The organism is Pandoraea anapnoica, assembly GCF_902459765.1.
Taxonomy (GTDB): domain Bacteria; phylum Pseudomonadota; class Gammaproteobacteria; order Burkholderiales; family Burkholderiaceae; genus Pandoraea; species Pandoraea anapnoica.
Map to the genome: position 1 here is coordinate 18,681 of NZ_CABPSP010000001.1, position 23,808 is coordinate 42,488.

The 23,808-nt window shown below is 64.5% G+C and carries 23 protein-coding genes; 19 read left to right on the top strand and 4 right to left on the bottom strand.

Annotated features, from left to right (window positions below):
* Window positions 1–294: 294 nt before the first annotated feature.
* Both argB and PAN31117_RS00100 read left to right on the top strand, forming a co-directional pair.
* Window positions 295–1,200, top strand: coding sequence for an acetylglutamate kinase (gene argB / locus PAN31117_RS00095; protein WP_150736416.1), 906 nt, complete (start codon window positions 295–297; stop codon window positions 1,198–1,200).
* A 169-nt stretch (window positions 1,201–1,369) separates the two neighbouring features.
* Complete coding sequence (locus tag PAN31117_RS00100; RefSeq protein ID WP_150736417.1) at window positions 1,370–2,062, top strand: Dph6-related ATP pyrophosphatase; 693 nt, start codon at window positions 1,370–1,372, stop codon at window positions 2,060–2,062.
* 52 nt (window positions 2,063–2,114) lie between these two features.
* Here PAN31117_RS00100 and PAN31117_RS00105 read toward each other — a convergent pair whose 3' ends face one another.
* Window positions 2,115–3,020 (bottom strand): LysR family transcriptional regulator, encoded by a 906-nt coding sequence (locus PAN31117_RS00105; RefSeq protein ID WP_150736418.1) that lies wholly within the window; start codon window positions 3,018–3,020, stop codon window positions 2,115–2,117.
* A gap of 255 nt (window positions 3,021–3,275) precedes the next feature.
* On the opposite strand from PAN31117_RS00105, the gene mdlC reads away from it, so the two are divergent.
* The 3 genes from mdlC to PAN31117_RS00120 all read left to right on the top strand — a co-directional run bounded on the left by mdlC (window position 3,276) and on the right by PAN31117_RS00120 (window position 7,874).
* Entirely contained in the window at window positions 3,276–4,904 is a 1,629-nt protein-coding gene (gene mdlC / locus PAN31117_RS00110; protein ID WP_150736419.1) for a benzoylformate decarboxylase, read from the top strand.
* A gap of 70 nt (window positions 4,905–4,974) precedes the next feature.
* On the top strand, window positions 4,975–6,444 hold the full coding sequence (locus tag PAN31117_RS00115) for an aldehyde dehydrogenase (protein WP_150736420.1): 1,470 nt from the start codon (window positions 4,975–4,977) through the stop codon (window positions 6,442–6,444).
* A 65-nt stretch (window positions 6,445–6,509) separates the two neighbouring features.
* Window positions 6,510–7,874 carry an MFS transporter gene (locus tag PAN31117_RS00120; RefSeq protein ID WP_150736421.1) on the top strand — a complete coding sequence of 455 codons (1,365 nt, stop codon included), beginning with the start codon at window positions 6,510–6,512 and terminating at the stop codon, window positions 7,872–7,874.
* 100 nt (window positions 7,875–7,974) lie between these two features.
* On the opposite strand, the gene PAN31117_RS00125 is transcribed toward PAN31117_RS00120, so the two are convergent.
* The 3 genes from PAN31117_RS00125 to PAN31117_RS00135 all read right to left on the bottom strand — a co-directional run bounded on the left by PAN31117_RS00125 (window position 7,975) and on the right by PAN31117_RS00135 (window position 10,748).
* A complete protein-coding gene (locus tag PAN31117_RS00125) occupies window positions 7,975–8,925 on the bottom strand; it encodes a PDR/VanB family oxidoreductase (RefSeq protein WP_150736422.1) in 951 nt (316 codons plus the stop codon).
* Window positions 8,922–9,983 (bottom strand): aromatic ring-hydroxylating dioxygenase subunit alpha, encoded by a 1,062-nt coding sequence (locus PAN31117_RS00130; RefSeq protein WP_150736423.1) that lies wholly within the window; start codon window positions 9,981–9,983, stop codon window positions 8,922–8,924. The genes PAN31117_RS00125 and PAN31117_RS00130 overlap by 4 nt, the downstream gene beginning before the upstream one ends.
* A 96-nt stretch (window positions 9,984–10,079) precedes the next feature.
* Entirely contained in the window at window positions 10,080–10,748 is a 669-nt protein-coding gene (locus PAN31117_RS00135; protein ID WP_150736424.1) for a GntR family transcriptional regulator, read from the bottom strand.
* Between the two features lie 214 nt (window positions 10,749–10,962).
* Between PAN31117_RS00135 and PAN31117_RS00140 the strand changes: the two genes are divergently transcribed.
* From PAN31117_RS00140 to PAN31117_RS00205, 14 genes are all read left to right on the top strand, one after another.
* On the top strand, window positions 10,963–11,805 hold the full coding sequence (locus PAN31117_RS00140) for a gallate dioxygenase (protein ID WP_150736425.1): 843 nt from the start codon (window positions 10,963–10,965) through the stop codon (window positions 11,803–11,805).
* Complete coding sequence (locus PAN31117_RS00145) at window positions 11,802–12,161, top strand: protocatechuate 3,4-dioxygenase (RefSeq protein WP_150736426.1); 360 nt, start codon at window positions 11,802–11,804, stop codon at window positions 12,159–12,161. The genes PAN31117_RS00140 and PAN31117_RS00145 overlap by 4 nt, the downstream gene beginning before the upstream one ends.
* A gap of 1 nt (window position 12,162) precedes the next feature.
* On the top strand, window positions 12,163–13,503 hold the full coding sequence (locus PAN31117_RS00150) for a LysR family transcriptional regulator (protein WP_150736427.1): 1,341 nt from the start codon (window positions 12,163–12,165) through the stop codon (window positions 13,501–13,503).
* Window positions 13,504–13,897: 394 nt separating this feature from the next.
* Window positions 13,898–15,097 carry an ABC transporter substrate-binding protein gene (locus PAN31117_RS00155; protein ID WP_150736428.1) on the top strand — a complete coding sequence of 400 codons (1,200 nt, stop codon included), beginning with the start codon at window positions 13,898–13,900 and terminating at the stop codon, window positions 15,095–15,097.
* A 55-nt stretch (window positions 15,098–15,152) separates the two neighbouring features.
* Window positions 15,153–16,025: a branched-chain amino acid ABC transporter permease gene (locus PAN31117_RS00160; RefSeq protein WP_150736429.1), complete on the top strand. Its 873-nt coding sequence runs from the start codon at window positions 15,153–15,155 to the stop codon at window positions 16,023–16,025.
* A 13-nt stretch (window positions 16,026–16,038) separates the two neighbouring features.
* The gene (locus PAN31117_RS00165) at window positions 16,039–17,118 is read left to right on the top strand and encodes a branched-chain amino acid ABC transporter permease (RefSeq protein WP_150736430.1); all 1,080 of its coding nucleotides are present in this window, start codon (window positions 16,039–16,041) and stop codon (window positions 17,116–17,118) included.
* The gene (locus PAN31117_RS00170; RefSeq protein ID WP_150736431.1) at window positions 17,115–17,867 is read left to right on the top strand and encodes an ABC transporter ATP-binding protein; all 753 of its coding nucleotides are present in this window, start codon (window positions 17,115–17,117) and stop codon (window positions 17,865–17,867) included. The genes PAN31117_RS00165 and PAN31117_RS00170 overlap by 4 nt, the downstream gene beginning before the upstream one ends.
* The gene (locus tag PAN31117_RS00175) at window positions 17,860–18,597 is read left to right on the top strand and encodes an ABC transporter ATP-binding protein (protein ID WP_150736432.1); all 738 of its coding nucleotides are present in this window, start codon (window positions 17,860–17,862) and stop codon (window positions 18,595–18,597) included. Before PAN31117_RS00170 ends, PAN31117_RS00175 begins: the two co-directional genes overlap by 8 nt.
* 43 nt (window positions 18,598–18,640) lie before the next feature.
* Entirely contained in the window at window positions 18,641–19,396 is a 756-nt protein-coding gene (locus PAN31117_RS00180) for a PIG-L deacetylase family protein (RefSeq protein WP_150736433.1), read from the top strand.
* Window positions 19,393–20,097: a 4-carboxy-4-hydroxy-2-oxoadipate aldolase/oxaloacetate decarboxylase gene (locus PAN31117_RS00185; RefSeq protein WP_174990734.1), complete on the top strand. Its 705-nt coding sequence runs from the start codon at window positions 19,393–19,395 to the stop codon at window positions 20,095–20,097. Before PAN31117_RS00180 ends, PAN31117_RS00185 begins: the two co-directional genes overlap by 4 nt.
* Before the next feature lie 10 nt (window positions 20,098–20,107).
* A complete protein-coding gene (locus tag PAN31117_RS00190) occupies window positions 20,108–21,235 on the top strand; it encodes a 4-oxalomesaconate tautomerase (RefSeq protein ID WP_281349083.1) in 1,128 nt (375 codons plus the stop codon).
* The gene (locus PAN31117_RS00195) at window positions 21,232–21,972 is read left to right on the top strand and encodes an alpha/beta fold hydrolase (RefSeq protein ID WP_150736435.1); all 741 of its coding nucleotides are present in this window, start codon (window positions 21,232–21,234) and stop codon (window positions 21,970–21,972) included. The genes PAN31117_RS00190 and PAN31117_RS00195 overlap by 4 nt, the downstream gene beginning before the upstream one ends.
* A complete protein-coding gene (locus tag PAN31117_RS00200) occupies window positions 21,969–22,451 on the top strand; it encodes a nuclear transport factor 2 family protein (RefSeq protein ID WP_150736436.1) in 483 nt (160 codons plus the stop codon). The genes PAN31117_RS00195 and PAN31117_RS00200 overlap by 4 nt, the downstream gene beginning before the upstream one ends.
* Before the next feature lie 232 nt (window positions 22,452–22,683).
* Window positions 22,684–23,757, top strand: coding sequence for a porin (locus PAN31117_RS00205; RefSeq protein ID WP_246188881.1), 1,074 nt, complete (start codon window positions 22,684–22,686; stop codon window positions 23,755–23,757).
* Window positions 23,758–23,808: the final 51 nt, after the last annotated feature.

The following is a 23,808-nucleotide window of genomic DNA, read 5'->3' on the forward strand; positions in this document are numbered from 1 at the left end:
GGGTGGCTAGCGGGGCAGAGAAGGAACACGGTAAAAATCGGCCACTGACGGGCGTCCTTTAATAAGTGAAAGGGGTGATACGCACGAACGGCACTGTGCCGCTGACGGGGCGAAAATCGCCGCTTTTGCGTTTGCGGACCGACCTGTGGGGAAGGGTAGCCATGGGCTTTTGCCGATGCAAGGGGCAGACCCTTCCGAAACCCGTCAAGCCCCCGCACGCCAAGGCTTCTTGGCTGTACAATTCGCCGTGTTTCCTGGTCCACCTGCTCCATTTGTGAGAAGAACCTTCCTGCCATGTCCGATCTGCAACTGAATTCCATCGACGACATCGCACCCGCTCTCAAGGCCGAAATTCTGGCTGAGGCGATGCCGTATATCCGCAAGTATCACGGGAAGACCGTGGTCATTAAATACGGCGGCAACGCCATGACCGAAGAGCGATTGAAGCGCGGTTTCGCGCGCGACGTCATTTTGCTCAAGCTCGTCGGCATCAATCCGGTGGTGGTGCACGGTGGTGGCCCGCAGATCGATCAGGCGCTCAAGAAGATCGGTAAGCAGGGCACGTTCATCCAGGGCATGCGCGTGACCGACGAAGAGACGATGGAAGTCGTCGAGTGGGTGCTTGGCGGCGAAGTCCAGCAGGATATCGTCATGCTGATCAACGAGTACGGCGGTCAGGCGGTGGGTCTCACGGGCAAGGACGGCGGTCTGATCAACGCGCGCAAGATGATGCTGCCGGATCGTGAGAACGCCGGTCAGTTCCTGGACATCGGCTACGTCGGTGAAGTGGACTCGATCAACCCGGCGGTCGTGCGCGCCCTTCAGGACGACGCCTTCATCCCGGTGATCTCGCCGATCGGTGTGGGCGAAGACGGTCAGGCGTACAACATCAACGCCGACCTCGTCGCGGGCAAGCTGGCGACGGTGCTGGGCGCCGAGAAGCTGGTTATGATGACCAACATCCCGGGCGTGATGGACAAGGACGGCAATCTGCTGACCGACCTGTCGGCCCGCGAGATCGACGAACTGTTCGCAGACGGCACGATCTCGGGCGGCATGCTGCCGAAGATCTCGTCGGCACTCGACGCGGCGAAGAGCGGCGTGAAGTCGGTGCACATCGTCGACGGCCGCATCGAACACTCGGTGCTGCTGGAGATTCTGACCGAGCAGCCGTTCGGCACGATGATCCGTTCGCACTGAGCCGGACGTCGTGACGACAATCTCGCAGGCGACACCGACATCGTGTGCTGGCCCGCGAGGTGCGATGGTAGCGTCAGACTGATTCAAGCGGCGGACCCTTCGGGGTCCGCTTTGCATTTGTGCGCGATGCGACGAGCGTGCAACTTCACTCTCAACCCAACAAGACACCATGTCGACACCAGCCTTCTTTTCCTGGAGTGGCGGCAAGGATTCCTGCCTTGCCTTGCATCACGCGATGTCGAGCGATACCCGCGGCGAACCGCATTACGATGTGCGGCGTCTGCTGGCGATGTTCGACGAGACGGGCGACAGCTCACGCTCACACGGTTTGCCGCGCGAGTTGATGCAGGCGCAGGCCGACGCGCTCGGCATCGCCCTCGACGTCGGTCTGGCGGGCTGGCGCGAGTATGAAGCGGCGTTCGTCGCGAGGTTGCAGGCGATGCGCGCGGAGGGCATCACGCACGGGCTGTTCGGCGACATCGATCTTCAGCCGCATCGCGACTGGGAGGAAAAAGTGTGCGCGGCGGCGGGGATGACGGCGGTGTTGCCGCTCTGGCAGCGCGAACGTCTTACGCTTGCGCACGAGTTCATCTCGCTGGGGTATCGCGCGGTGATCGTGTGTGTGGACGGGCGGCACCTCGGGCCGGAATTCGTCGGCCGCGAGTACGACGCATCGCTGCTGGCCGATTTGCCTGAAGGTGTCGACGCCTGCGGCGAGAACGGCGAGTTCCACACCTTCGCCTACGATGGCCCGCGCTTCGCGCAGCCGGTGCCATGGCGCATCGAGCGCATTGAGACGATTCATGGTCCCAAGGAGTACGGCGGCACGCCGTACCACCGAGCACATATCGTTGGCGCTTGAGGGTGTTTCGGTCCCGCCCGGAACGTCGATCATCCCGAGCGCCGACGCTCCCTCAGTCCGGTGCAGTCAGCTTCCGTAATTCGTCGAGCAGCTTGGCGGCGGGGCTCGGCAGAATGCCCTGACGACGTCGGAAGGCGGTGAGCGTGCGCGTGGCGCGCACGGTCTCAATCGGCAGTGTGTCCATCACGCGCGCCTGTGCTTCGACGTCGTACATCGGCTCGGGCATCCACGTCAGAAACCCGCATCGCGCGACCATGCTCTTGAGCACCGGCACGGAGCGCGTCTCCACAACGATGTTCGGCAACCCCAGCCCGTGCGCAGCGAACACGCTTTGCATGTGCGCGTACGGGGCGGTGCCGCGCGGCGGAATCGCCCAGCGCTCCTCAAGTGTGTCGGCTAGCGTGATGGTCTTTCGCTGGCGCAACGGGTGGTCGCACCGCGCGACCACGTAACTGTCGTCTTCCCAATGGCAATCGGGGACAGCGACGATGTCGTCGGTGTCCGGTGCGACGGTCGATAGCGCCAGATCGATCTCGTGACGCATGAGTCCCTGCGCCAGCCGATCCCAGACCCCCTCGATGATTTCCACGCGCAGATTCGGCCAGCGCGTGAGCACGCGGTCGACGGCGAGCGGCAGCACGTGACTCGCGATGGCGCCGACAGCACCCACCTTGATCGTGCCTTTGGCGAGGCCGCGCAACGCGTCGATCTCCTCGCGCGCATGCTCGGCTTCGCGCGCCAGCAGCATCGCGTGCGGCAGCAATGCTTGCCCGAACGCCGTCAGTTCCATCCCCTTGCTATGACGCTCGAACAACGGTGCGCCCAGATCCGTTTCCAGACGCTTGATCGTACGGCTGAGCGCGGGCTGGGTGAGATGCAGTTCCGTGGCGGCGCGCCCCAGGCTGCCGGTCGCGACGATGGTCGTGAAGGCGCGCAGTTGCTGAAGATTGAGGCTCATGGCGGACGACGGAACTCCCGGAGTTGAGATGAAACCGACCAAAGGATGACGCGAAAGACGACTGGCGCTAAGTCATGCAAAAGCGTAATGACTTCGGCACGCAAAAGCAATTCCGGTGCATATATCGTCTGCCTATACTCGCAAAATCGCTCATCCGATCACGCGCCCAATCACTCAAGTGAGCGCGCCGCGAGCCACCACCAGAACCATGCCGTCACGCCCGCGCGTCGACGGCAGCACGAGACAACCGAATCCATGAAAGACAGCCGAGAACTTCGCGCCGGTCAGCCCGCTGGCACCGCCGACACACTCACCGTGCGCGAGGTCGTCATCGATCTGATGCGCCGCCACGGCATGACCAAGGTCTTCGCCAATCCGGGGTCGACGGAACTGCCGCTGTTCCGCGACTTCCCGGAAGACTTCGAGTACGTGCTGGGGTTGCAGGAGGCGGTGGTCGTCGGCATGGCGGACGGTTACGCGCAGGCCACCGGCAACGCGGCGTTCATCAATCTGCATTCCGCCGCCGGTGTCGGCAACGCGATGGGCAACATCTTTACCGCGTACAAGAATCAGACGCCGCTCATCGTGACGGCGGGTCAGCAAGCCCGCTCGATCCTGCCGTTCGATCCGTTCCTCGCGTCCGTGCGGGCGACCGAATTGCCGCAGCCGTACGTCAAATTCAGTCTCGAACCGGCGCGCGCCGAAGACGTGCCGCTGGCGCTCGCCCGCGCTTATCACGTCGCCATGCAGGAGCCGAAAGGGCCGGTGTTCGTGTCGATTCCGGTAGACGACTGGGATCGTCCGGCCGAGGCGCAGCCGCCGCGTCAGGTGAGCACGCGGGTGCAGGCCGACCCGGTCGCGCTCGCGCAACTCGCGGCGGCGCTCGACGCATGCGAGCGTCCGGCGTTCGTCGTCGGCTCGTCGATCGATCGTGCGGGGGCCTTCGATGCCGTTGTCGCGCTCGCCGAGCGTCACAATGCGCGCGTGTTCACTGCGCCGATGTGCGCCCGCTGCGCGTTCCCGGAAGACCATCGTCTGTTCGCGGGTTTCCTGCCGCCGATGCGCGAGAAGATCGTCGGCCTGCTCGGCGGGCACGATCTGATTCTGGTGATCGGCGCACCCGCGTTCACCTATCACGTGGAAGGCGCTGGCCCACACGTGCCGGAAGGCGCGTCGCTGTTCCAACTGATCGAAGACCCGAGCGTTGCCGCGTGGATGCCGGTCGGCGCATCGGTCGTAGGCAACGTGCGGCTTGGCGTGGAAGCGCTGCTCGCGCGTGACGTCCCGCACGAGCGCACTGAGCCGCCTGCGCGCGCGGTGCCGCCCGTGGCCACCGCGAATTCGCCGGGTGAGCCGATGACGACGGCCTTCGCGCTGCAAACGCTCGCCGAAGTGCGCGCTGCACAGGACATCGTCGTAGAGGAAGCCCCGAGCGCGCGCTCTGTGATGCAGCAATACCTGCCGTTCACGCTGCCGGGCACGTTCTACACGATGAACAGTGGCGGTCTGGGCTACTCGATGCCTGCGGCGGTTGGTGTGGCGATGGCTAATCCGGGACGCCGCATCATCGGCCTGATTGGCGACGGCTCGGCGATGTACTCGATTCAGGCGTTGTGGAGCGCCGCGCAGGCGCGTCTGCCTATTACCTTCGTCATCCTGAACAATCGACGCTACGCCGCATTGCAGGATTTCGCCCCGTCGTTCGGCTTTGGTCCGAAGGATCCGGTGCAGGGCACCGACCTGCCCGATCTCGACTTCGTCCGCATGGCCGAAGGCATGGGTCTGCGCGCGCAGCGCGTCGAGCAAGGCGCCGAATTGCGCGACGTCTTGTCGCACGCCATTGCCAGTGGCGAGACGCGTCTCGTCGAACTCGTGGTGGCATGATGCACGGCGATAGCGTGCCTTCCCGCAACGGCATCGCGCGACCCACAATGAATTAAGGAGACGTCAAACCATGTCCATCCAACAAGATCCGCAAGTGCTCACGATGCTGATCGCTGGCAAGCGCGTTCGCGCCACCAACGGCGCAACGTTCGAGCGACGCAATCCGCTCGACGGTGGCGTCGCGTCTCGAGCCCCCGCCGCCACGGTCGAAGACGCCCGCGCTGCGGTGCGTGCCGCGTGGGACGCGTTCCCCGCATGGTCGAACACCGGCCCGGGCGAGCGTCGTGCGCTATTGATGAAGGCGGCCGACCAACTCGAAGCGAAGGTCGAACAGTTTCAGGCTGCGATGGCTGCGGAGACGGGGGCGTCCGGCCTGTGGGCCGGTTTCAACGTGCACCTCGCCGCGCAGGGCTTGCGTGAAGCCGCTGCGATGACGACCCAGATCGCGGGTGAGATCATTCCATCGGACGTGCCGGGTAGTCTCGCGATGGGCGTGCGTCAGGCCGCCGGCGTAGTGCTGGGCATCGCACCGTGGAACGCGCCGGTCATTCTCGGCGTGCGCGCACTGGCGCTGCCGCTCGCTTGCGGCAACACCGTCGTGTTCAAGGGTTCCGAATTGTGTCCGGCCACGCACGGTCTGATTGCCGACGCGCTGGACGAAGCCGGTTTGCCGCCGGGTGTCGTGAACTTCATCACCAACGCACCGAAAGACGCGGGCGCTATCGTCGAAGCGCTGATCGCAGAACCGGCCGTGCGTCGTGTGAACTTCACCGGCTCCACGCGCGTGGGGCGCATCATCGCGGGCCTTTGCGCCGAACATCTCAAACCGGCCGTACTGGAACTCGGCGGCAAAGCGCCGTGCCTCGTGCTGGACGACGCCGATCTCGATGACGCAGTGAACGGCGTAGCGTTCGGTGCGTTCGCCAACTCGGGCCAGATCTGCATGTCGACGGAGCGCATCGTCGTGGCCGAGTCGATTGCCGATGCGTTCGTCGACAAGCTTGCCGCCAAGGCGCGTTCGCTGCCGCTCGGCGATCCGCGCAAGGGGCCGGTCGTCCTCGGTTCGGTGATCGACATGGCCACGGTCGAGCGTTGCAATGCGCTGATCGACGACGCCCTCGCCAAGGGCGCGAAGCTGCTGTGCGGCGGCCACGCCGAGACCACGCTCATGCCCGCGACGCTGCTCGACCATGTCACGCCGGACATGGCGATCTACGCGCAAGAGTCGTTCGGTCCGGTCAAAGGCATCGTGCGCGTAAAGGACGACGAAGCCGCCATCGCCTGCGCCAACGACAACGCGTACGGCCTGTCGTCCGCCGTGTTCAGTCGCGACATTGCGCGCGCGATGGGCGTGGCCAAACGCATCGAGTCGGGCATCTGCCATATCAACGGACCCACCGTGCACGACGAAGCGCAGATGCCGTTCGGCGGCGTGAAGTCGAGCGGCTGGGGACGCTTCGGCGGCAAAGCAGGCGTTCACGAATTCACCGATCTGCGCTGGATGACGGTGCAGACCACCCCGCGTCATTACCCCTTCTGACGTTACGTAAGACCACCATACCGCCGCAGCCGGGAGACCGGAATAGACGGCCGGAGGAGACAACCGTGTCACAACCGTTTGAAACCGCCCCTGCGGGGGTGAGCGCTGCATCTGCTGCCTCCGGTCAGCCGCATGCCACCGATGCTTCGGCCGCACCTGCCGCCGCCCCGAACTTCGGTCGCGTGGTCGCGGCGAGTTGCTTCGGCACCGCTATCGAGTGGTACGACTTTTTCGTCTACGGCTTTCTCGCGCCCATCGTGTTCGACCGGCTGTTCTTCCCGCAGCTCGATTCGATGACGGGCATGATCGCGGTGTTCGCCACCTTCGCCGTCGGCTTCCTCGCGCGGCCCATCGGCGGCATCGTCTTCGGTCACTTCGGCGACCGCATCGGACGCAAGTCGATTCTGTTGTTCACGCTGATTCTGATGGGCGTGGCGACCACGCTCATCGGCCTGCTGCCGACCTACGCGATGGTCGGCATGTGGGCGCCCATCATGCTCGTGACGCTGCGCTTCATTCAGGGCTTCGCGCTCGGTGGCGAGTCCGTCGGCGGGTTGTTGATGACGGTGGAAGGCGCGCCTGCGCACTTGCGTGGCCTCTTCGGTGGGCTGATTCAGGCGGCCGGGCCGACATCGATTGTCGGCGCGTCGCTCGCCATCGTGCTCATCACCCGTTTGCCGGAAGAGGACTTGTTGTCATGGGGCTGGCGTTTGCCGTTCCTCGTGAGTCTGCTGCTGGTGGCGCTCGGCACCTACGTGCGCCTGAAGGTCGAGGAGTCGCCGACGTTCAAGGCGGCTGAGCAACATCGCGATATTGCGAAGGTGCCGGTGGCTGAGGTGCTCACGCATTACTGGCGTCCGACGCTCGTCACGTTCTTCATCTGTCTGGCCGAGACGAGCTTCTTCTATCTGGTCGCGATCTTCTCGCTCTCGTACGGCACGAAAACGCTCGGCCTACCGCGCAACGTGATGGCCGACGGTGTGCTGTACGCCAACATCCTCGCCATGCTCACGATTCCCGCGTTCGGCATGCTGTCGGACAAACTCGGACGCCGTCCGATGTTCCTGATGGGGCTCGCCGCGACGGCGCTCTTCATCTACCCGTTCTTCCTGATGATGGGCAGCAAAGAGACGGCACTTGTCGTGTGCGCCATCGTGATCGGCGCGGGTATCATCCACCCGATGATGTTCGGCCCGGAGGGCAGCTTCTTCTCGGAGTTGTTCGATACGCGGGTCCGCTTCTCTGGCGTGTCGCTCGGCAAGCAGATCGGGACGGTGCTCGGCGGCGGTCTTGCACCGATGATCGCGGCAAGTCTGCTGGCGTGGAGTCACGGCCAGATCTGGCCGGTGATCGTCTACTTCCTCGTGCTGGCGGCGATGGCGCTGATCTCGACGGTGCTCGTGCGTGAGACGCGACATCGGGTGATGTAACGCAGATCAGTCGTCGCTAACGTCGATAAGGTCGATGAAAACGAACAGCCCCGCTCGGATGACGACGCGGGGCTGTTGGTTTTTTACGGGAAGATTTGGATCAGAGATCGAGGACCAGTACAGGCGATTTGCTGCGCGAGCAGCACGGCAGGATCTGATCGTTGGCTGCGCGTTCGTCGTCGGTGAGGTAGACGTCGCGATGGTCGGGCGTGCCGTCGACGACACGCGTGAGGCACGTGCCGCACACGCCTTGCTCGCACGACATCTGCACTTCGACACCTTGTGCCGCCAGTGCGGCGACGATAGTCTCGCCGACCTTCACATCGATCACACGGCCGCTCGAATGCAGCTTGACCTGAAACGGCTTGTCACCTTCGCCATCGGTATTGGTCGATACCGGTGCGGCGAAGTACTCGCGATGCACGTTGCCTTCCGGCCATTGCGCCGCTTCAGCGCGGGTGAGCACGGCGTCGATGAAACCCGCCGGGCCGCACACGTACAGATGCTTGCCGCCGGAGGGCTGCGCGAGAATCGCATCGAGATCTGCGCGTGCGCCTTCGCTGTCGAAGTAGAACTGCGTCTTGTCGGCGATGCCAACGCTGCCGAAGCGATCGCGAAACGCCGTACGCGCAGGTTCGCGCGTGCAGTAGTGCACTTCGAACGACGCGCCACTCGCCGCCAGCGCTTCGGCCATGCAGAGGATCGGCGTCACACCGATGCCGCCCGCGAGCAGGATGCTGTGCTTCGCGCTATCCGCGAGCGGGAAGTGATTACGTGGCGCGCTGATCTCGATCTCGGTGCCGACCGTCAGCGCATGCATGCCCACGGAGCCGCCGCGCGACTGCGGATCGCGCAGCACGCCTACGCAGTAGCGATGCGTCTCGCCGGGCGCGTTGCACAGCGAGTACTGACGGATGAGGCCGTCGGCCACATGCACGTCGATGTGCGCCCCGGCGGTGAAGGCGGGCAGCGCGCTGCCGTCGACACTCACCAATTCGAATTCGCAGATGTCGGTCGCGACATCGCGCTTGTTCGCCAGCCGGACCTTCATGCTGCGTTCTCCACACCACCGGTCGCGGCACCGGCGCGCTCGGCATCGATCAGACGGTCGAGCACCTTGCGCGACTGTACGCCACCCGCGTCGATGTTCAGCTTGAGAATCTTCTTCTCGGGATACGCGGACAGATTGCGCTGCTGCGCTTCAAGCACTTCCTGGTCTTCGGCAAAGATGCCGCCCTGTCCGCGCTTGATTGCGGCCGTCAACTCGGCGTCTTCCGGCTTGAAGTTGCGCGCCATGCCCCAGAAGTACCAGATCGATTCGTCGGTTTCCGGCGTGATGAAGTCCACCACAATGCTGCCAGCCTTCTTGTCGGCAGGCGCGTCGTAGCCACCATGACCCGCATGCGCGACACCGACTTCGATCATCACGTGACTCGGCGGCGTGAAACGGCATACCTGCCAGCGGTCGCACGGCACCTGATCGTCCAGACCGTTGGCGCGCAGTGCGCTCGCCCAGAACGGCGGGGCCTTGATGTTTTCCATGTGGCGCGCCGTGATGACCATGTCACCTTCGACGGTCGTCTTCGGCGGTGCTTCTTCGATCTCTTCCTGCCCGATGCTCGTTGCGTGCACGTAGGTCTCGTGCGTCAGGTCCATCAGGTTATCGATCATCAGTCGATAGTCGCACTTGATGTGATACAGCCCACCGCCGTACGCCCACTGCTCGCTCACGGCCCATTCCAGATGCGGAATCTCATCGGGGTTCGCCAGGGCTTCGTCGCCCGGCCACACCCACACGAAGCCATAGCGCTCGACGCACGGGAACGAGCGCGTCTTCGGGAAGCCGCCAACGCGCTGACCGACCATCTTCGTGCACTTGCCGCCGCCATCCACCGTCAGACCGTGATAGCCGCACACGAGGTGGCCGTCCTTTACGAAGCCAAGCGACAGCGCTGCGCCGCGATGCGGGCAGAAGTCTTCGAGTGCGGCGACTTTGCCGTTGCCGTCGCGGAAGAACACCATCGCTTCGTTGCAAATCTTGCGACCCAGCGGCTTCTCGGCGAACTCATCGGCCGTGCATGCAACGTACCAGGTGTTTTTGAGGAACATGATCGTTTGTCTCCTTGGTGCGCCTTCGTGTGGAGAGGTTGGCGCACTCTCGTTTCGATTCGGATGGATGGGATGAGGCTGTTTAAGGTGAGCGCGTCAAAGCAACTGCGCGCCCATGCTGTGTTCCTGTGTGACGATGTGTTCGCGGCACATGAATTCGGCGCGGTCGGGCTGACGCGCGGCAATCGCCTCGACGATCGCGTGATGCTGACGGTGCGCGTACGCGATGATGTCCGCGTACTGGCGTCGATCCTCGTGACCGAACGCCACTGTGCGCGGGGCCACGAACGGCACCAGATTGCAGCGCGCGATAAACCCTTCGAGCAGTGGATTGCGTGCGCCGGTGACAAGCAGATCGTGAAAGCGCGAATTGAGCGACGCGTAGCCGATCTGCACTTCGGGCGTCATCTGATGGTCGGCGAGCAGCGCATCGCCTTCGGCCAGCAGTTCGCGCAGTTGCGTCAGCAAATCCGCACTCGCGCCTTTCTCGGCGAGCAGACGCGCGGCATAACCTTCGAGTGCGCCGCGCAGGTGCAACGCTTCGACGCTCTCGTCGCGGGTGTGCGCCCGCACCGCGTAGCCGCGTTGTCCGGCGCGCACCACCAGCCCTTCTTCCGCGAGCACCGGCAGCGCCTGACGCACCGGCATGCGCGAGACTCCCAATTGCTCGGCCAGCTTGGCTTCGGCCAGACGCTCGCCCGGCGCAAGTTCGCCCTTGAGGATCATTTCGCGCAGTTGGACCGTGGTCGGTGTGGGATGCAGCATGCGTCTCCTTTCGTTCGCTTACACGCGTGCCGGACAGACTGGGCCTGCCAGTACCGGCTTTTTTTCATTATGGGATCCCGTAATTCGTAAACGCATCAGTAAATACCCTTGTTTATGCAAATACGGGATCCCGGATAGACTCGGCCCTGCATAAATTCGGGCCGTTTCATTCTGCGGCCCGGGCATGACAAGACAAGAAACGGAGACTTTCAGCGTGGCAAAGATTATTGGAGGGATCGGGACGTCGCACGTGCCGACCATCGGTGTGGCGTACGACAAGGGCAAGCAGCAGGATCCCGCGTGGGCGCCGCTGTTCCAGGGCTACGAGCCTGTAGCGAAGTGGCTCGCCGAAAAGCAGGCGGACGTGCTCGTGTTCTTCTACAACGATCACGCCACGACGTTCTTCTTCGACATGTACCCGACGTTCGCGCTCGGCGTGGGCGAGTCGTTTCCCATTGCGGACGAAGGCGCGGGGTTGCGTCCGTTGCCGCCGATTCGCGGGGACGTGGCGTTGCAGGCGCACATCGCCGAGTCGCTCGTGAACGACGAGTTCGACATCACGGTGTTCCAGGACAAACCGATCGACCACGGCTGTGCGTCGCCGCTGCCGTTGCTCTGGCCGCACAAGCCGGACTGGCCCGGCACGGTCGTGCCCATTGCCATCAACGTGCTGCAATACCCGCTGCCGACGGGCCGTCGTTGCTATCGCCTCGGGCAGGCGGTGCGTCGCGCCATCGAGTCGTACCCGGAAGACCTGCGTGTGGTCGTCGTGGGGACGGGCGGTCTCTCGCATCAGATTCACGGCGAGCGTGCGGGCTACAACGACGAATCGTGGGATCGGGAATTCCTCGATCTGCTGGAGAACGCACCGGAGAAGCTGACCGAACTCAAGCACGTGGACTACGTCGAGCGTGGCGGCGCGGAGAGCGTCGAGCAAATCATGTGGCTGTCGATGCGTGGTGCGATGGGCCCGCGCATCAAGCGTCTGCACCTGAACTACTACCTCGCGACGACGACCGCCATGACCGTCGCGCTTTATGAGGATGACGCCGCATGAATCCGCAACTCGAAGGTATCGAAGCGATCACCGGCACTTACGCGTTCGATCTGCGCGTGAGCAACCGCACGCTCAAGCTCAACCGCTTCTTTTGGCACATGATTCGCGCCGAGAATCGCGAGACATACCTCAACGATCCCGTCGCCGCCATGACCGCTGCCGGTCTCACGGCCGAAGAGCAGGCGATGGTGCAGGCACAGGACTGGCTCGGCCTCGTGCGACACGGCGTGAACTTCTTCGTGCTGGAGAAGTTTGCGCGCGTGGTGCGCAAGACGAACCTCGAAGTCTATGCGCTCATGCGCGGCGAATCGCTCGAAGAGTTCATGGCCACGCGTCGCGTGCCGACCATGCGCTGACATGGCGATCGATACCGCCGTCAGTCTGACCAACGCGCCGCCGGCGCCCCGGCTCGCGTGTCACGAACGCGGCACGTGGAGCCGCGCGCCCCAGAGCAATGACGCCACGCTGCTGGTGCGCAAGCTGCGCGGGTTGCGCGCGATGGTCGCGGTGCTGGAGTGCGATTCCGTCGCGCGCGCGGCCCGCATGCTGCATCTCTCGCAATCGGCCGTCGCCCGCTCCATCTCGGACATCGAGGCGGAATTGGGCTTCCCGCTGTTTCATCGCAGCGGACGCGGGCTGATTCCGAACGCGGCCGGGCAACGGCTCGGTGTGCGCGCGACGCGTGCGCTCGCGGAGCTGGCGAACGGCTATCGCGAGGCCTTCGCGGCGACCGCCTCGCAAGCGGACGGCGGCGCGCGTGCCGCAAGCCGGTTCGCGGCCGTGGTCGCTCCGCAGCAACTCACGAGTTTTATCGCCGTCGCGGAACTGGGCAGCGGGCCGTTGGCAGCGACGCGTCTGCAATGCTCGCAGCCGACCATCCAGCGCAATCTCGATCAGCTCGAAGACCTCATCGGCATCAAGCTGTTCCGGCGCACGCCGCGCGGCACGCGTCTGACCGACGAGGCCGTTGCGCTGCTCGGCCCCGTCAAACGCGCGCTCGCCGAACTGGCGATTGCCGAAGACGAACTCGCGCCGTTCGGCGGGCGTCAGCAAGGCACGGTCATCGTGGCGGCGTTGCCGCTGTCAAGTGGCTTTCTGCTGCCGAAGGCTATCGACAGCCTGTTGCACAAGTCGCCGTATCTCACGGTGACGGTGGTCGACGGCACCTACGAAGCGCTGGTGCGTCAGTTGCGTCAGGCGGACGTCGACATGATCGTCGGCGCGCTGCGTGCGAACGACGTGCCGCCGGATATCCGTCAGGAAGCCCTTTTCGAAGATCACCTGTCGGTCGTCGCACGCGCGGACCATCCGTGCCTGATGTCCGGAAAGAGGCCCACCCTCTCCGAACTCGCCGAGTACGGTTGGGTCAGCCCGCTGCCGTGCACACCTGCGCGCGGCGTATTCGAGCGCGTGTTCCACGCCGAAGGCCTCGCGCTACCGCACACGCAGGTGCACGCGAGCAGTTCGCCGGTGGTGCGCGGGTTGCTCTCGTCGAGCGACCGTCTCGCGCTGCTCTCGCCGGTGCAGATCACCTCGGAGTTGCGCACGGGGGAGCTGGCCGTGGTGCCGGTGCCGTTGCAACACGCGCGCCGTTCCATCGGTGTGGCGACGCGCCGCGACGGTTTGCTTTCACCGGCCGCAGAGCAGCTGCTCGACGAATTGCGCGCGCTTGCGCCGACGATGCAGCATCCGACGTAAATTCGTTGCACGTCGCTCGCCGATGGCCCGGCGAGCGCGGCGAAAATCGCCGGATTCGCCATGACTTGCATGTCTCGCCTCACTCGCTCGCGTACGATTTTTCGACGGCGCGACGCCTCCTGACGACTGCCCGCCGTGCCTTGTGCGGCGGGCGTTTCACTCGCGGAACGCCGCTCGTCCCGCAGCGCGAAATTCCCCTCATAAAAAACGTCTCGCAACGTAGGGGAAAGCTCGGGGATATACGAAAAACGCAACGCTCGACGCGAGAAGGTCGTTCGACGCGCTCATTTCGTCTGCCTAAGCTGTTCCGGATACATAGAAAAGGCGCGCCAACCCCCGGCGCGGCTTCATGAAAAACGGATCGGTGCTACGACGCCGACGAGGAGACGACACCATGATGAAGCGCCATCTCTGGCTCGCTGTGGCACTTGCGAGCGTTTGCCAATTCACCACTGTTTCGGTCGCGCGTGCCGAGGACATCAAGGTCGGCGTGCTGGGTCTGTTCTCGGGCTCCGCATCGTGGTGGGGCACCGAATACCGTCGCGGTCTCAACCTGTGGATGGAGCAGAACAAGAGCAAAGTCGGCGACGACACGATCGTGCTGCTGGAGCGCGACGAAGGTGGCGTGAACCCGCAGCGCACGCGCCAGCTTGCTCAGGAACTCGTGGTGCGCGATCAGGTGCAGTACCTGTTCGGCGGCTCGTTCACGCCGAACGTGCTGGCCATGGCCGATGTCGTGAACCAGACCAAGACGCCGCTCGTCATCGGTAACTCGGGCACGTCGAGCGTCACGCTCAAGTCGCCGTACTTCGTGCGCACCGGCTTCACGCAGTGGACCGTGAGTGTGCCGCTCGTCGAGTACGCCGCGAAGAAAGGTGTGAAGAACGCGGCCATCGTGGTGGCCGACTTCGCCACCGGCTACGACGCCATCGACGCCTACAGCGAGACGTTCAAGAAAGCGGGCGGTAAGGTTGCCGTCGAAGTGAAGGTACCGCTGGGCACGACGGACTTCTCCAGCTACCTGCAGCGCGTGCGTGACGCCAAGCCGGACGCCGTCTTCATGTTCATGCCGGTCGGCCCGATGTCGGCGGGCTTCGTGAAGGCGTTCAAGGAGCGCGAACTCGACAAGGCAGGCATTCAGCTCTTCGCCACTACCGAGACGATGGAGTCGGACCTGCCCGCGATTGGCGACAGCGCACTGGGCACGATCACCGCACTGCACTACTCGCCGTTCCTCACGACGCCGGAAAACACCGCGTTCGTGAAGGCCTACAAGGCGAAGTACGGCCCGGGTGCACTGCCGTCGATTGCTTCGGTTTCGGCCTACGACTCGATGACGCTGATCGCACAGATGATCAAGGCGACCAAGGGCAAGAAGGACGCCGACAAGGCCATCGCCGCCGTGAAGGGTTACTCGTGGGTGAGCCCACGCGGTCCGGTGTCGATCGATCCGAAGACGCGTGAAATCGTGCAGAACGTGTACATCCGTCGCGTGGAAACCATCGACGGCAAGCTCGGAAACAAGCCGATCGACACGTACAAGTCGGTGGTCGAACCGTGGCACATCAGCCACTCGGAAGTGGCCGCGAAGTAACGCAGGCGACGCCCCCCAAAAGTTCGCTCTGTTCGTTAGGTTTCGGTAATTCCTCATGACGCAATCGCTTGCCACTTTCCTGTCGTTGTCGATTGACGGTGTGGCCTACGGGATGCTGCTGTTTCTCATCTCCGTGGGCCTCACGGTCACGCTCGGCGTGATGCGCGTGGTCAATCTCGCGCACTCCGCCTTTGCCATGATCGGCGGTTATTTCACCTTGTGGGCCATGCAGCGTGCCGGCCTCGATTTCTTCGTCGCATTGCTCGTCGGCGTGATCGGCACGATGGTGCTGGGCGCGATCCTTGAGCGCACGCTGTATCGCTGGGTCTACACGGCCAACGGTCTGGGGCAGTTGCTCATGACGATCGGCCTCGCGTTCATCATCTGCGCGATTGCCAAGCATATTGCAGGCACGGAGTTGCAGACGATTCCGGTGCCGCAGGGCCTGCGCGGCACGTGGGACTTCGGGGCGTTCTCGGTGTCCGTGTATCGCATCTTCGCGCTGGTGTGCAGCGCGGTCGTGGCCTTTGGCATCTGGCTGGGGCTTGAGCGCACGTCGTTCGGTGCGAAGCTGCGCGCCGCCGTCGACAACCCGCGCATGGCGCGCTGCGTCGGCATTGATGTCCCGCTCGTGTTCTCGATCACGTTCGCCATCGGCTGTGGTCTGTCGGGATTGGGCGGTGCGCTTTCGAGCCAGATCCTGCCGCTGGAGCCGTACTACGGCCTGAAGTATCTGGTGCTGGTGCTGATCGTGGTCGCTGCAGGCGGTCTGGGCAGCTTGCGCGGTTCGCTCTACGCCGGTTTGTTGCTCGGTCTGATCGACACGCTCGGCCGCTACTACGTGCCCGCGCTCGGCGCTTTCATGATCTATCTGGCCGTGCTGGCCATTCTGCTGATCCGCCCGCAAGGGCTGGTCGGTCGTGCGTAAGCGGAGGGTGACAATGTCTCATACGAAACCCTCGCAAGCGCTGAACGGTGCGGTGCAAGTGGCACCGGCCCTGCGTCGCAAGCGGCTCGGCATGCTCGACGCGCTGCTGCTGCTTGCCGCCGTCGCCACGTACTTCTTCGCCGATCTGTATCTGGCGCTCGCCACGAGCGTGCTGATCATGATCATCTTCGCGCTCTCGCTCGACCTCGTGCAGGGCTACTGCGGCATCGAGACGCTGGGACACGCGGCGTTCTTCGGAAGCGGCGCCTATGCGGCCGGTCTGTTCGCGCTGCATGTCTCGCCGAATCCGTTGCTGGGTCTGGTCGCCGGGGCGGTGGTGGCGGCTGTCGTCGGGCTGATCACCGGAATCGTCGTGCTGCGTGTGAGCGGGTTGACACAGATCATGCTCACGCTCGCTTGCGCCACGCTGCTGTACGAAGCGGGCAACATCGCCAAGTCGATCACGATGGGCGACGACGGTCTGACCGGCTACAGCATCGCGCCGGTGCTCGGCATGTTCGAGTTCGACATCTACGGCCACACGGCGTATCTGTACGCGCTCGCGGTGCTGCTCGTCGTCTATCTGTTCACGCAGTTTCTGGTGAACTCGCCGTTCGGCTTGACGGTGCAGGGCATTCGCGAGAACGCCATGCGCATGTCGCTGCTGGGCGTGCGCGTCGGTCTGCGTCGCCTGATGCTGTACACGATTGCCGCTGCTGTAGCAGGTGTTGCTGGCGCGTTGTCCGCGCAGGTCAACAACATCGTCGCGCTCGATACGCTGTCGTTCACGCTTTCGGCCAACGTCCTTGTGATGCTCGCCCTCGGCGGCACCGGACGCCTCTACGGCGCAGTGCTCGGCGCGGTTGTCTTCATGGTGCTGTCCGACCGGATTGCCGCCATTGATCCGACGAACTGGCTCGCGGCTCTCGGCGTGTTGCTGATCGTCGTGGTGCGCTTCGCGCCGGACGGTCTCATCGGTCTGGTGGATCGGTTCGCGGCGCGTCTGCGTCGTTCGGCATCGGTACCCGCCACCGCACCCGCGCCAACGGAGACCACCAAGGCAACGACCACGGACAAGGAGGTGACGCCGTGAGCGCTGCACTCGAAATTCAGGGACTGTCGAAGCGCTTCGGCCAACTCGACGTCACCCGCAACGTCACGCTGTCGCTGCCGGTCGGCGCGCGTCATGCGCTGATCGGACCGAACGGCGCGGGCAAGAGCACGTTGATGAACCTGCTCACGGGCGTGCTCAAGCCAAATGCGGGCGTGGTACGCGTGGGCGGCACCGACGTCACGTCGATGCCGTCGCACAAGCGCGTGAAGCTCGGGCTCGCACGCACGTTCCAGCTCAACACGCTGTTCGACACGCTCACCGTCGCCGAAAACGTGGGCCTCGCGCTCACGTCGCGACGCGGGCTCGACGGTCGCATCGGCCGCCCGCTGGCGAGTCGCCCGGCGGTGGTCGAGGAAGCAGCTGAGCGTCTGCGCGACCTCGGCATGATCGACCTGGCTGGCAAGCGCATCAACGAACTCGCGTACGGCCAGCGCCGTCAGGTCGAGATCGCGCTCGGTCTCGCGCTCGATCCGAAGGTGCTCTTGCTCGACGAACCGGTCGCGGGCGTGCCGTCGGGGCAGGGCCGCAAGTTGTTCGAACTGCTGGAGCGTTTGCCCGAAGACGTTGCGGTGATGGTCATCGAACACGACATGGATCTGGTCTTCCGCTTTGCGCGCCGCATCACGGTGCTGGTCGAAGGCGCGGTGCTGATGGAAGGCGAGAAGGACGAAGTGCGCAGCGATCCGCGCGTGCGCGATATCTATCTGGGGCGGCGCCATCATGACTGACATTCTGCTCGAAGCCGGTGGGCTCAGTGCCGGGTATGGCGAGACCATCGTGCTCGAAGACCTGAGCCTGCGTGTGGCGGCTGGCGAAGCCGTCGCGATTCTCGGACGTAACGGTGTCGGCAAGAGCACGCTGCTGCTGAGCTTGCTCGGCCTCACCACGCGTCACGGCGGCGTGCTGCGTTATCGCGACGACGACGTTACGTCGTGGCCCGCCTACAAGCGTGCCCGCGCCGGACTGGCGCTGGTGCCGCAGGAGCGCGAAATCTTCAAGTCGCTCTCCGTCGAGGAGAACCTTCAGGTCTCAGCGATGGGCGAGGTGGCCGGTGCTGCGCACGACAAAGGCACGTGGACGCTGGAGCGCGTCTACGACCTGTTCCCGCGGCTGAAGGAGCGCCGTCGCAATCTGGGCAATCAACTCTCGGGCGGCGAGCAGCAGATGCTCGCCATCGGCCGTGCACTGATCGGCAATCCCCGCGTGATTCTGTTCGACGAGCCGTTCGAAGGGCTCGCGCCCGTCATCGTCGATCAATTGGTCGACGCGTTCTGGAAGTTGCGCGCAGACGGCGGCATGGGCGTGGTGCTCGTTGAGCAGCATGCAGAACTGGGACTGGAACTTACCGACCGCGCGCTGGTGCTCGACCGGGGCCGTCAGGTCTGGGCGGGACGCAGCAGCGATCTGGCCGCGTCGCCGGAATTGCTCGGCACGCTGGTCGGACTGGAAAGCGCCTGAGCGAGCGTCGCCGGGCCGCGCAACACGTATCAGAGTCAAACATATGAGCACAACACAGCACAGCAGCAATCCGGGATTGGCTGGCCTCGTCGTCAGCGCCCACTCGGCAGATTTCGTCTGGCGCGCAGCGGGCACGATTGCCACGCACGTCGCGCAGGGCTATCGCATGAAGATCGTCTGCCTGTCGTTCGGCGAGCGCGGCGAGTCGGCCAAGCTCTGGCGCCGCGGCGCCGAGATGACGGAAGCAAAGGTCAAGACCGCGCGCCGTGAAGAGGCGCAACGCGCGGCGGACATTCTCGGGGCAGAGATCGAGTTTCTCGACATCGGCGACTACCCGATGCGCGTGTCCGACGAGACGTTGTTCCGGCTCGTCGACATCTATCGCGAAGTACAGCCCGCCTTCGTGCTGAGCCATTCGGAGAAGGATCCGTACAACTTCGATCACCCGCTGGCGATGCACGTCACGCAGGAAGCGCGCGTGATTGCACAGGCCGAAGGCCACAAGCCGGGCGAGAAGATCATCGGTGCGCCGGCCGTCCTCGCGTTCGAGCCGCATCAGACCGAACAGTGCGAGTGGATCCCGAACACCTTCGTCGACATTACGCCGGTGTGGGACAAGAAGCGCGCCGCCATCGAATGCATGGCCGGTCAGGAACACCTCTGGGACTACTACACACGCGTAGCGTTGCAACGCGGTGTGCAGGCCAAACGCAACATCGGTATCACCGCCTCGCGCGACATCAAGTATGCGGAAGGGCTGATGCGCCTCACGCCGGTCGTTACGGAGCAACTGTCATGATTCGCGGCGTCGTCGTTCGTCAGATTCCCCGTGTCGATGCCGCTACGCTCGACACTCTGCGCAGCGCAGGCAGTGCCACGGTGCATGAGGCGCAAAGCCGTCTCGGTCTGATGGCGACCTATCTGCGGCCCATCTACGCCGGTGCGGCGGTGGCGGGTAGCGCCGTCACCGTGCTTGCGCCGCCGTCCGACAACTGGATGCTGCACGTCGCGGTAGAGCAGGCACAGCCGGGCGACATCGTCGTGGTCGGCGTGACGTCGCCATGCGACGACGGGTACTTCGGCGATCTGCTCGCCACGTCGATGAAAGCGCGCGGCGTTGCCGGGCTGATCATCGACGCCGGTTGCCGCGACATCGGCACGCTCACGGAGATGCAGTTCCCGGTGTGGTCGAAGGCCATCTCGTCGCAAGGCACGGTCAAGGAAACGCTCGGTTCGGTCAACGTGCCGGTCGTGTGCGCCAATCAGATCGTCAACCCGGGCGACGTGATCGTGGCCGACGACGACGGCGTCGTCGTGGTGCCGTTTGCCACGGCACAGGCCGTCGCAAAAGCGGCCGCCGCACGCGGTGCGGACGAGGCCTACAAGCGCGGTGTACTCGCAGGCGGCACGCTCGGCCTCGATTACTACAAGATGCGCGAACGTCTTGCCGCGAAGGGCCTGCGCTACGTCGACTCGCTCGACGAGTTGCAAGGCGAGTGAGGGGCGCGACTTGGGCGAGTTAAAGCATTCTCAGACGCGCATTCGCGCCGCCGTCATGCGGGGAGGTACCTCGAAGGGGCTGTATTTCCTGGCGGACGACCTGCCGAAGGACGCCGCCACGCGCGACGCCGTGCTGCTCGCCGCGATGGGCTCACCGGATGCGCGTCAGATCGACGGCATGGGCGGCGCGAACCCACTCACGAGCAAGGTCGCCATCGTCTCGCGTGCCACGCGTGCGGACGCCGACGTCGACTATCTCTTTGCACAGGTGGTGGTCGACGAAGCGCGTGTCGACTACGGACAGAACTGCGGCAACCTCCTCGCGGGGGTCGGGCCGTTTGCGATTGAGCGCGGACTCGTCGCGGCAACCGGCGACATGACCGACGTCGGCATTCACATGGTCAACACGGGACAGGTGGCGGTCGCCACTGTGCAAACCCCGGGCGGCATGGCGAAGTACGACGGCGATGTGGCCATCGACGGAGTGCCGGGCACGGCAGCCCCCATTCCGCTGATGTTCCGTGATACCGCCGGGTCGTCGTGCGGCGCGCTGTTTCCGACGGGCCAGCGTCAGGACGTCGTCGAAGGCGTCACCGTTACGTGTATCGATAACGGCATGCCGCTCGTGCTGATGCGCGCAGCGGACCTGGGTTGCACGGGCGCCGAGTCCTGGCAGCAACTCGAAACGGATGCGCAGTTCCAGCCGATGCGTGAGCGAATCGAAGCGATTCGTCTCGCCGTCGGACCGCGCATGAATCTGGGCGACGTGCGTTCGCGCACGGTACCGAAGATGTGTCTCGTCGCGGCACCCCAAGCCGGTGGAGTGCTCGCGACACGTTGCTTCATTCCGCATCGCTGCCACTCGTCCATCGGTGTGCTGGCGGCCGTCAGCGTAGCGACGGCGGCCGCGCTGCCGGGCACCGTCTGTCACGAAATGGCCGTGGTGCCTCAGGGCGATGCGCCGCTCGTTTCCATCGAGCATCCGACGGGCGAATTCACCGTGCGTCTGACACTCGGTCTCGATGCCGAAGGGCAGACCGACGTCACGGGCGCAGGCCTGTTGCGAACCGCGCGCTGGCTGTTTGACGGCGACGTTTGCATTCCTTCGCGCGTGTGGGCACAGGGGGAGGCGTCATGAGTCAGGAACGTTTGCCGTTGCTGCTGCTGCCCGGCCTGCTCTGCGATCAGGTGGCGTGGGCCGCCACCGCTGCGTTGCTGCCGGAATTCGATTGTCGCGTGCCCGCGTGGGGCGCGCTCGACACCATCGGCGCGATGGCCGACCACGTGCTGGCCACTACGCCGGAGCCGCGTTTCGCGCTGGCCGGACATTCGATGGGCGGACGCATCGCGCTCGAAGTCGTGCGCCGCGCGCCTCAGCGAGTGAGTCATCTCGCATTGCTCGACACGGGTTATCAGGCGTTGCCGGACGGTGAAGCCGCTGAGAAGGAGCGCAGCGCCCGCGCTGCGTTGCTCGCCCGTTCGCGCGAGGAAGGCATGCGCGCGATGGGGCAGGTCTGGGCGACGGGCATGGTGCATCCCGACCAGATCGGCACGCCGCTGTTCGACGCCATTCTCGACATGATCGAGCGCAGCAACCCCGATCAGTTTGCGGCACAGATCCATGCGCTGCTGGGCCGTCCGGATGCCACTGGGCAACTGAGCGACGTGCGTTGCCCGACGCTCGTGCTGTGCGGACGACAGGACACGTGGAGTCCGCTCGCGCGTCACGAAGTCATGGCCGGGCTGATCCCGGGCGCGGTGCTGAGCGTGGTGGAGCACAGCGGTCACATGAGTCCGATGGAACGCCCTGAAGCAGTGGCCACCGCCATGCGCGCGTGGTTGTCGTTGCCGTCGACCGAAGGGGGGAAGTCATGACGCAGAACACGCAAACCACACCCCCCCCCGACGCCGTGGATCAGCAAACGCTCGACGCTCTGCTCGCCAAGCAAGCGTGTCATGACCTCGTGATGCGCTTCGTCATGTGCAACGACCGTCGCGATCCGCAAGGGCTGGCGGCGCTTTTCTCGGAGAAGGGGGTGCTGGTGCGCCCCAACGGCGAGACGCTCGTCGGCCCAGTGGCAATTGCGGCAGCGTACGCCGAGCGTCCGGCAGATCGGTTGACGCGGCATCTCGTCGGCAACGTGCTGATCGAGGTGACGTCTGCAACGGGCGCGATCGGCAGCAGCACCGTGCTGCTCTGGAGCGGGTCGGCGCAGGACGTGCCGGGACCGTTCGGACGTCCGGCGCAGGGCCGTCAGGTGATGGGCGAATTCGAGGACACGTTCGTGCGCACGGCGCAGGGATGGCGCATCGCCCGGCGCGAAGCGCGTTTCACTTTCGTACGCGAGGCTTAGCGCGCGACGTGAGGCAAAAACAGCACCTCACGTCGCGCCATAAAACAACGGGGACCGAGGCCGGAGCGCAGTACAGGAGGCGGCAGCGGTGACCCGACAGAGCAAGCAATGCAGTACCGGAGGCGGCCGCAGTGCCGTCCCAACAAAGGCCGGGCCAATGATCCTGTCTGCGGTTCGGAGGTTGAGGTTTGGAGTAGCTGTGTATTTAAAAAACAAGGGGACAGAAGTGAAAGTGAAACACGCATTGGCCGCTGGCCTGCTGCTGGGTGCAGGCCTGGCGCACGCGCAAAGCAACGTGACGCTGTACGGGATCGTCGATACCGGCATCGCTTATTACAACAATGCTGCCAATGGCGGCAGCTTCATCGGCGAACCAACCCTCACGGGCAAGGTGCCGTCGCGCTTCGGTTTCAAGGGTGTCGAAGACCTGGGCGGTGGTCTCAAGGCCGTCTTCACGTTGGAAAACGGTTTTCAGCCGGGCACCGGCGGCCTGAACTACGGCGGACGTCTGTTCGGTCGTCAGGCCAACGTGGGTCTGTCGAGTTCGTGGGGCACCGTGCTCATCGGCCGTCAGAACAACATGACGTTCTACGTGACGGGCAATGCGGACGTGATCGGGCCGTCGATCTTCTCGCTCGCCAGTATCGACCCGTACATCGCCAACGCACGTAGCGACAGCGCCATCGGGTACATGGGCAAGTTCTCCGGCGTGACCGTTGGTGCGACGTACAGCTTCGGGCGCGATGCTTCGTCCGCCGGTGGACCGTCGGCCACGAACTGCGCGGGTAACGTCGCTGGCAACTATCAGGCCTGTAAGCAATTCACGGGCTTGCTCGGTTACGACTACGAGAACTTCGGCATTTCGGCGTCGTACGACCAGATGCGCGGCAACACCGGCGCGGCCGCACCGCTGACCAGCTCGAACTACACCGATTCGCACTCGGTCATCAACGCGTACTACAAGTGGTCGACGGGGCGCGTGGGTGGTGGCTGGATTCACCGTAACGTGAGCGCCGACGCCGCATCGCTGCGCTCGGACATCTACTTCATCGGCTTCACCTATCTGCCGACGATCACCTGGGCGTTCGATGCACAGGCCATTCGTTACCAGTTGAAGAGCCGCGCTAACGCCACGATGCTCATTGGCCGCGCCACGTACTCGCACTCGAAGCGTACGTCGCTGTATGGCATGGCGGGCTGGGTGGCGAACAGCCAGAACGGTGCCGTGGCGATTGCGGCTGGCGGTTCGGTGGTCACCGGTGGCAACCAGTTCGGTACGATGCTGGGCATTCAGCACACGTTCTGACGGCTGGGCAAGCTTCAAGCGCGGCACCGCGTAGCGAGCACGTGTGGGGCG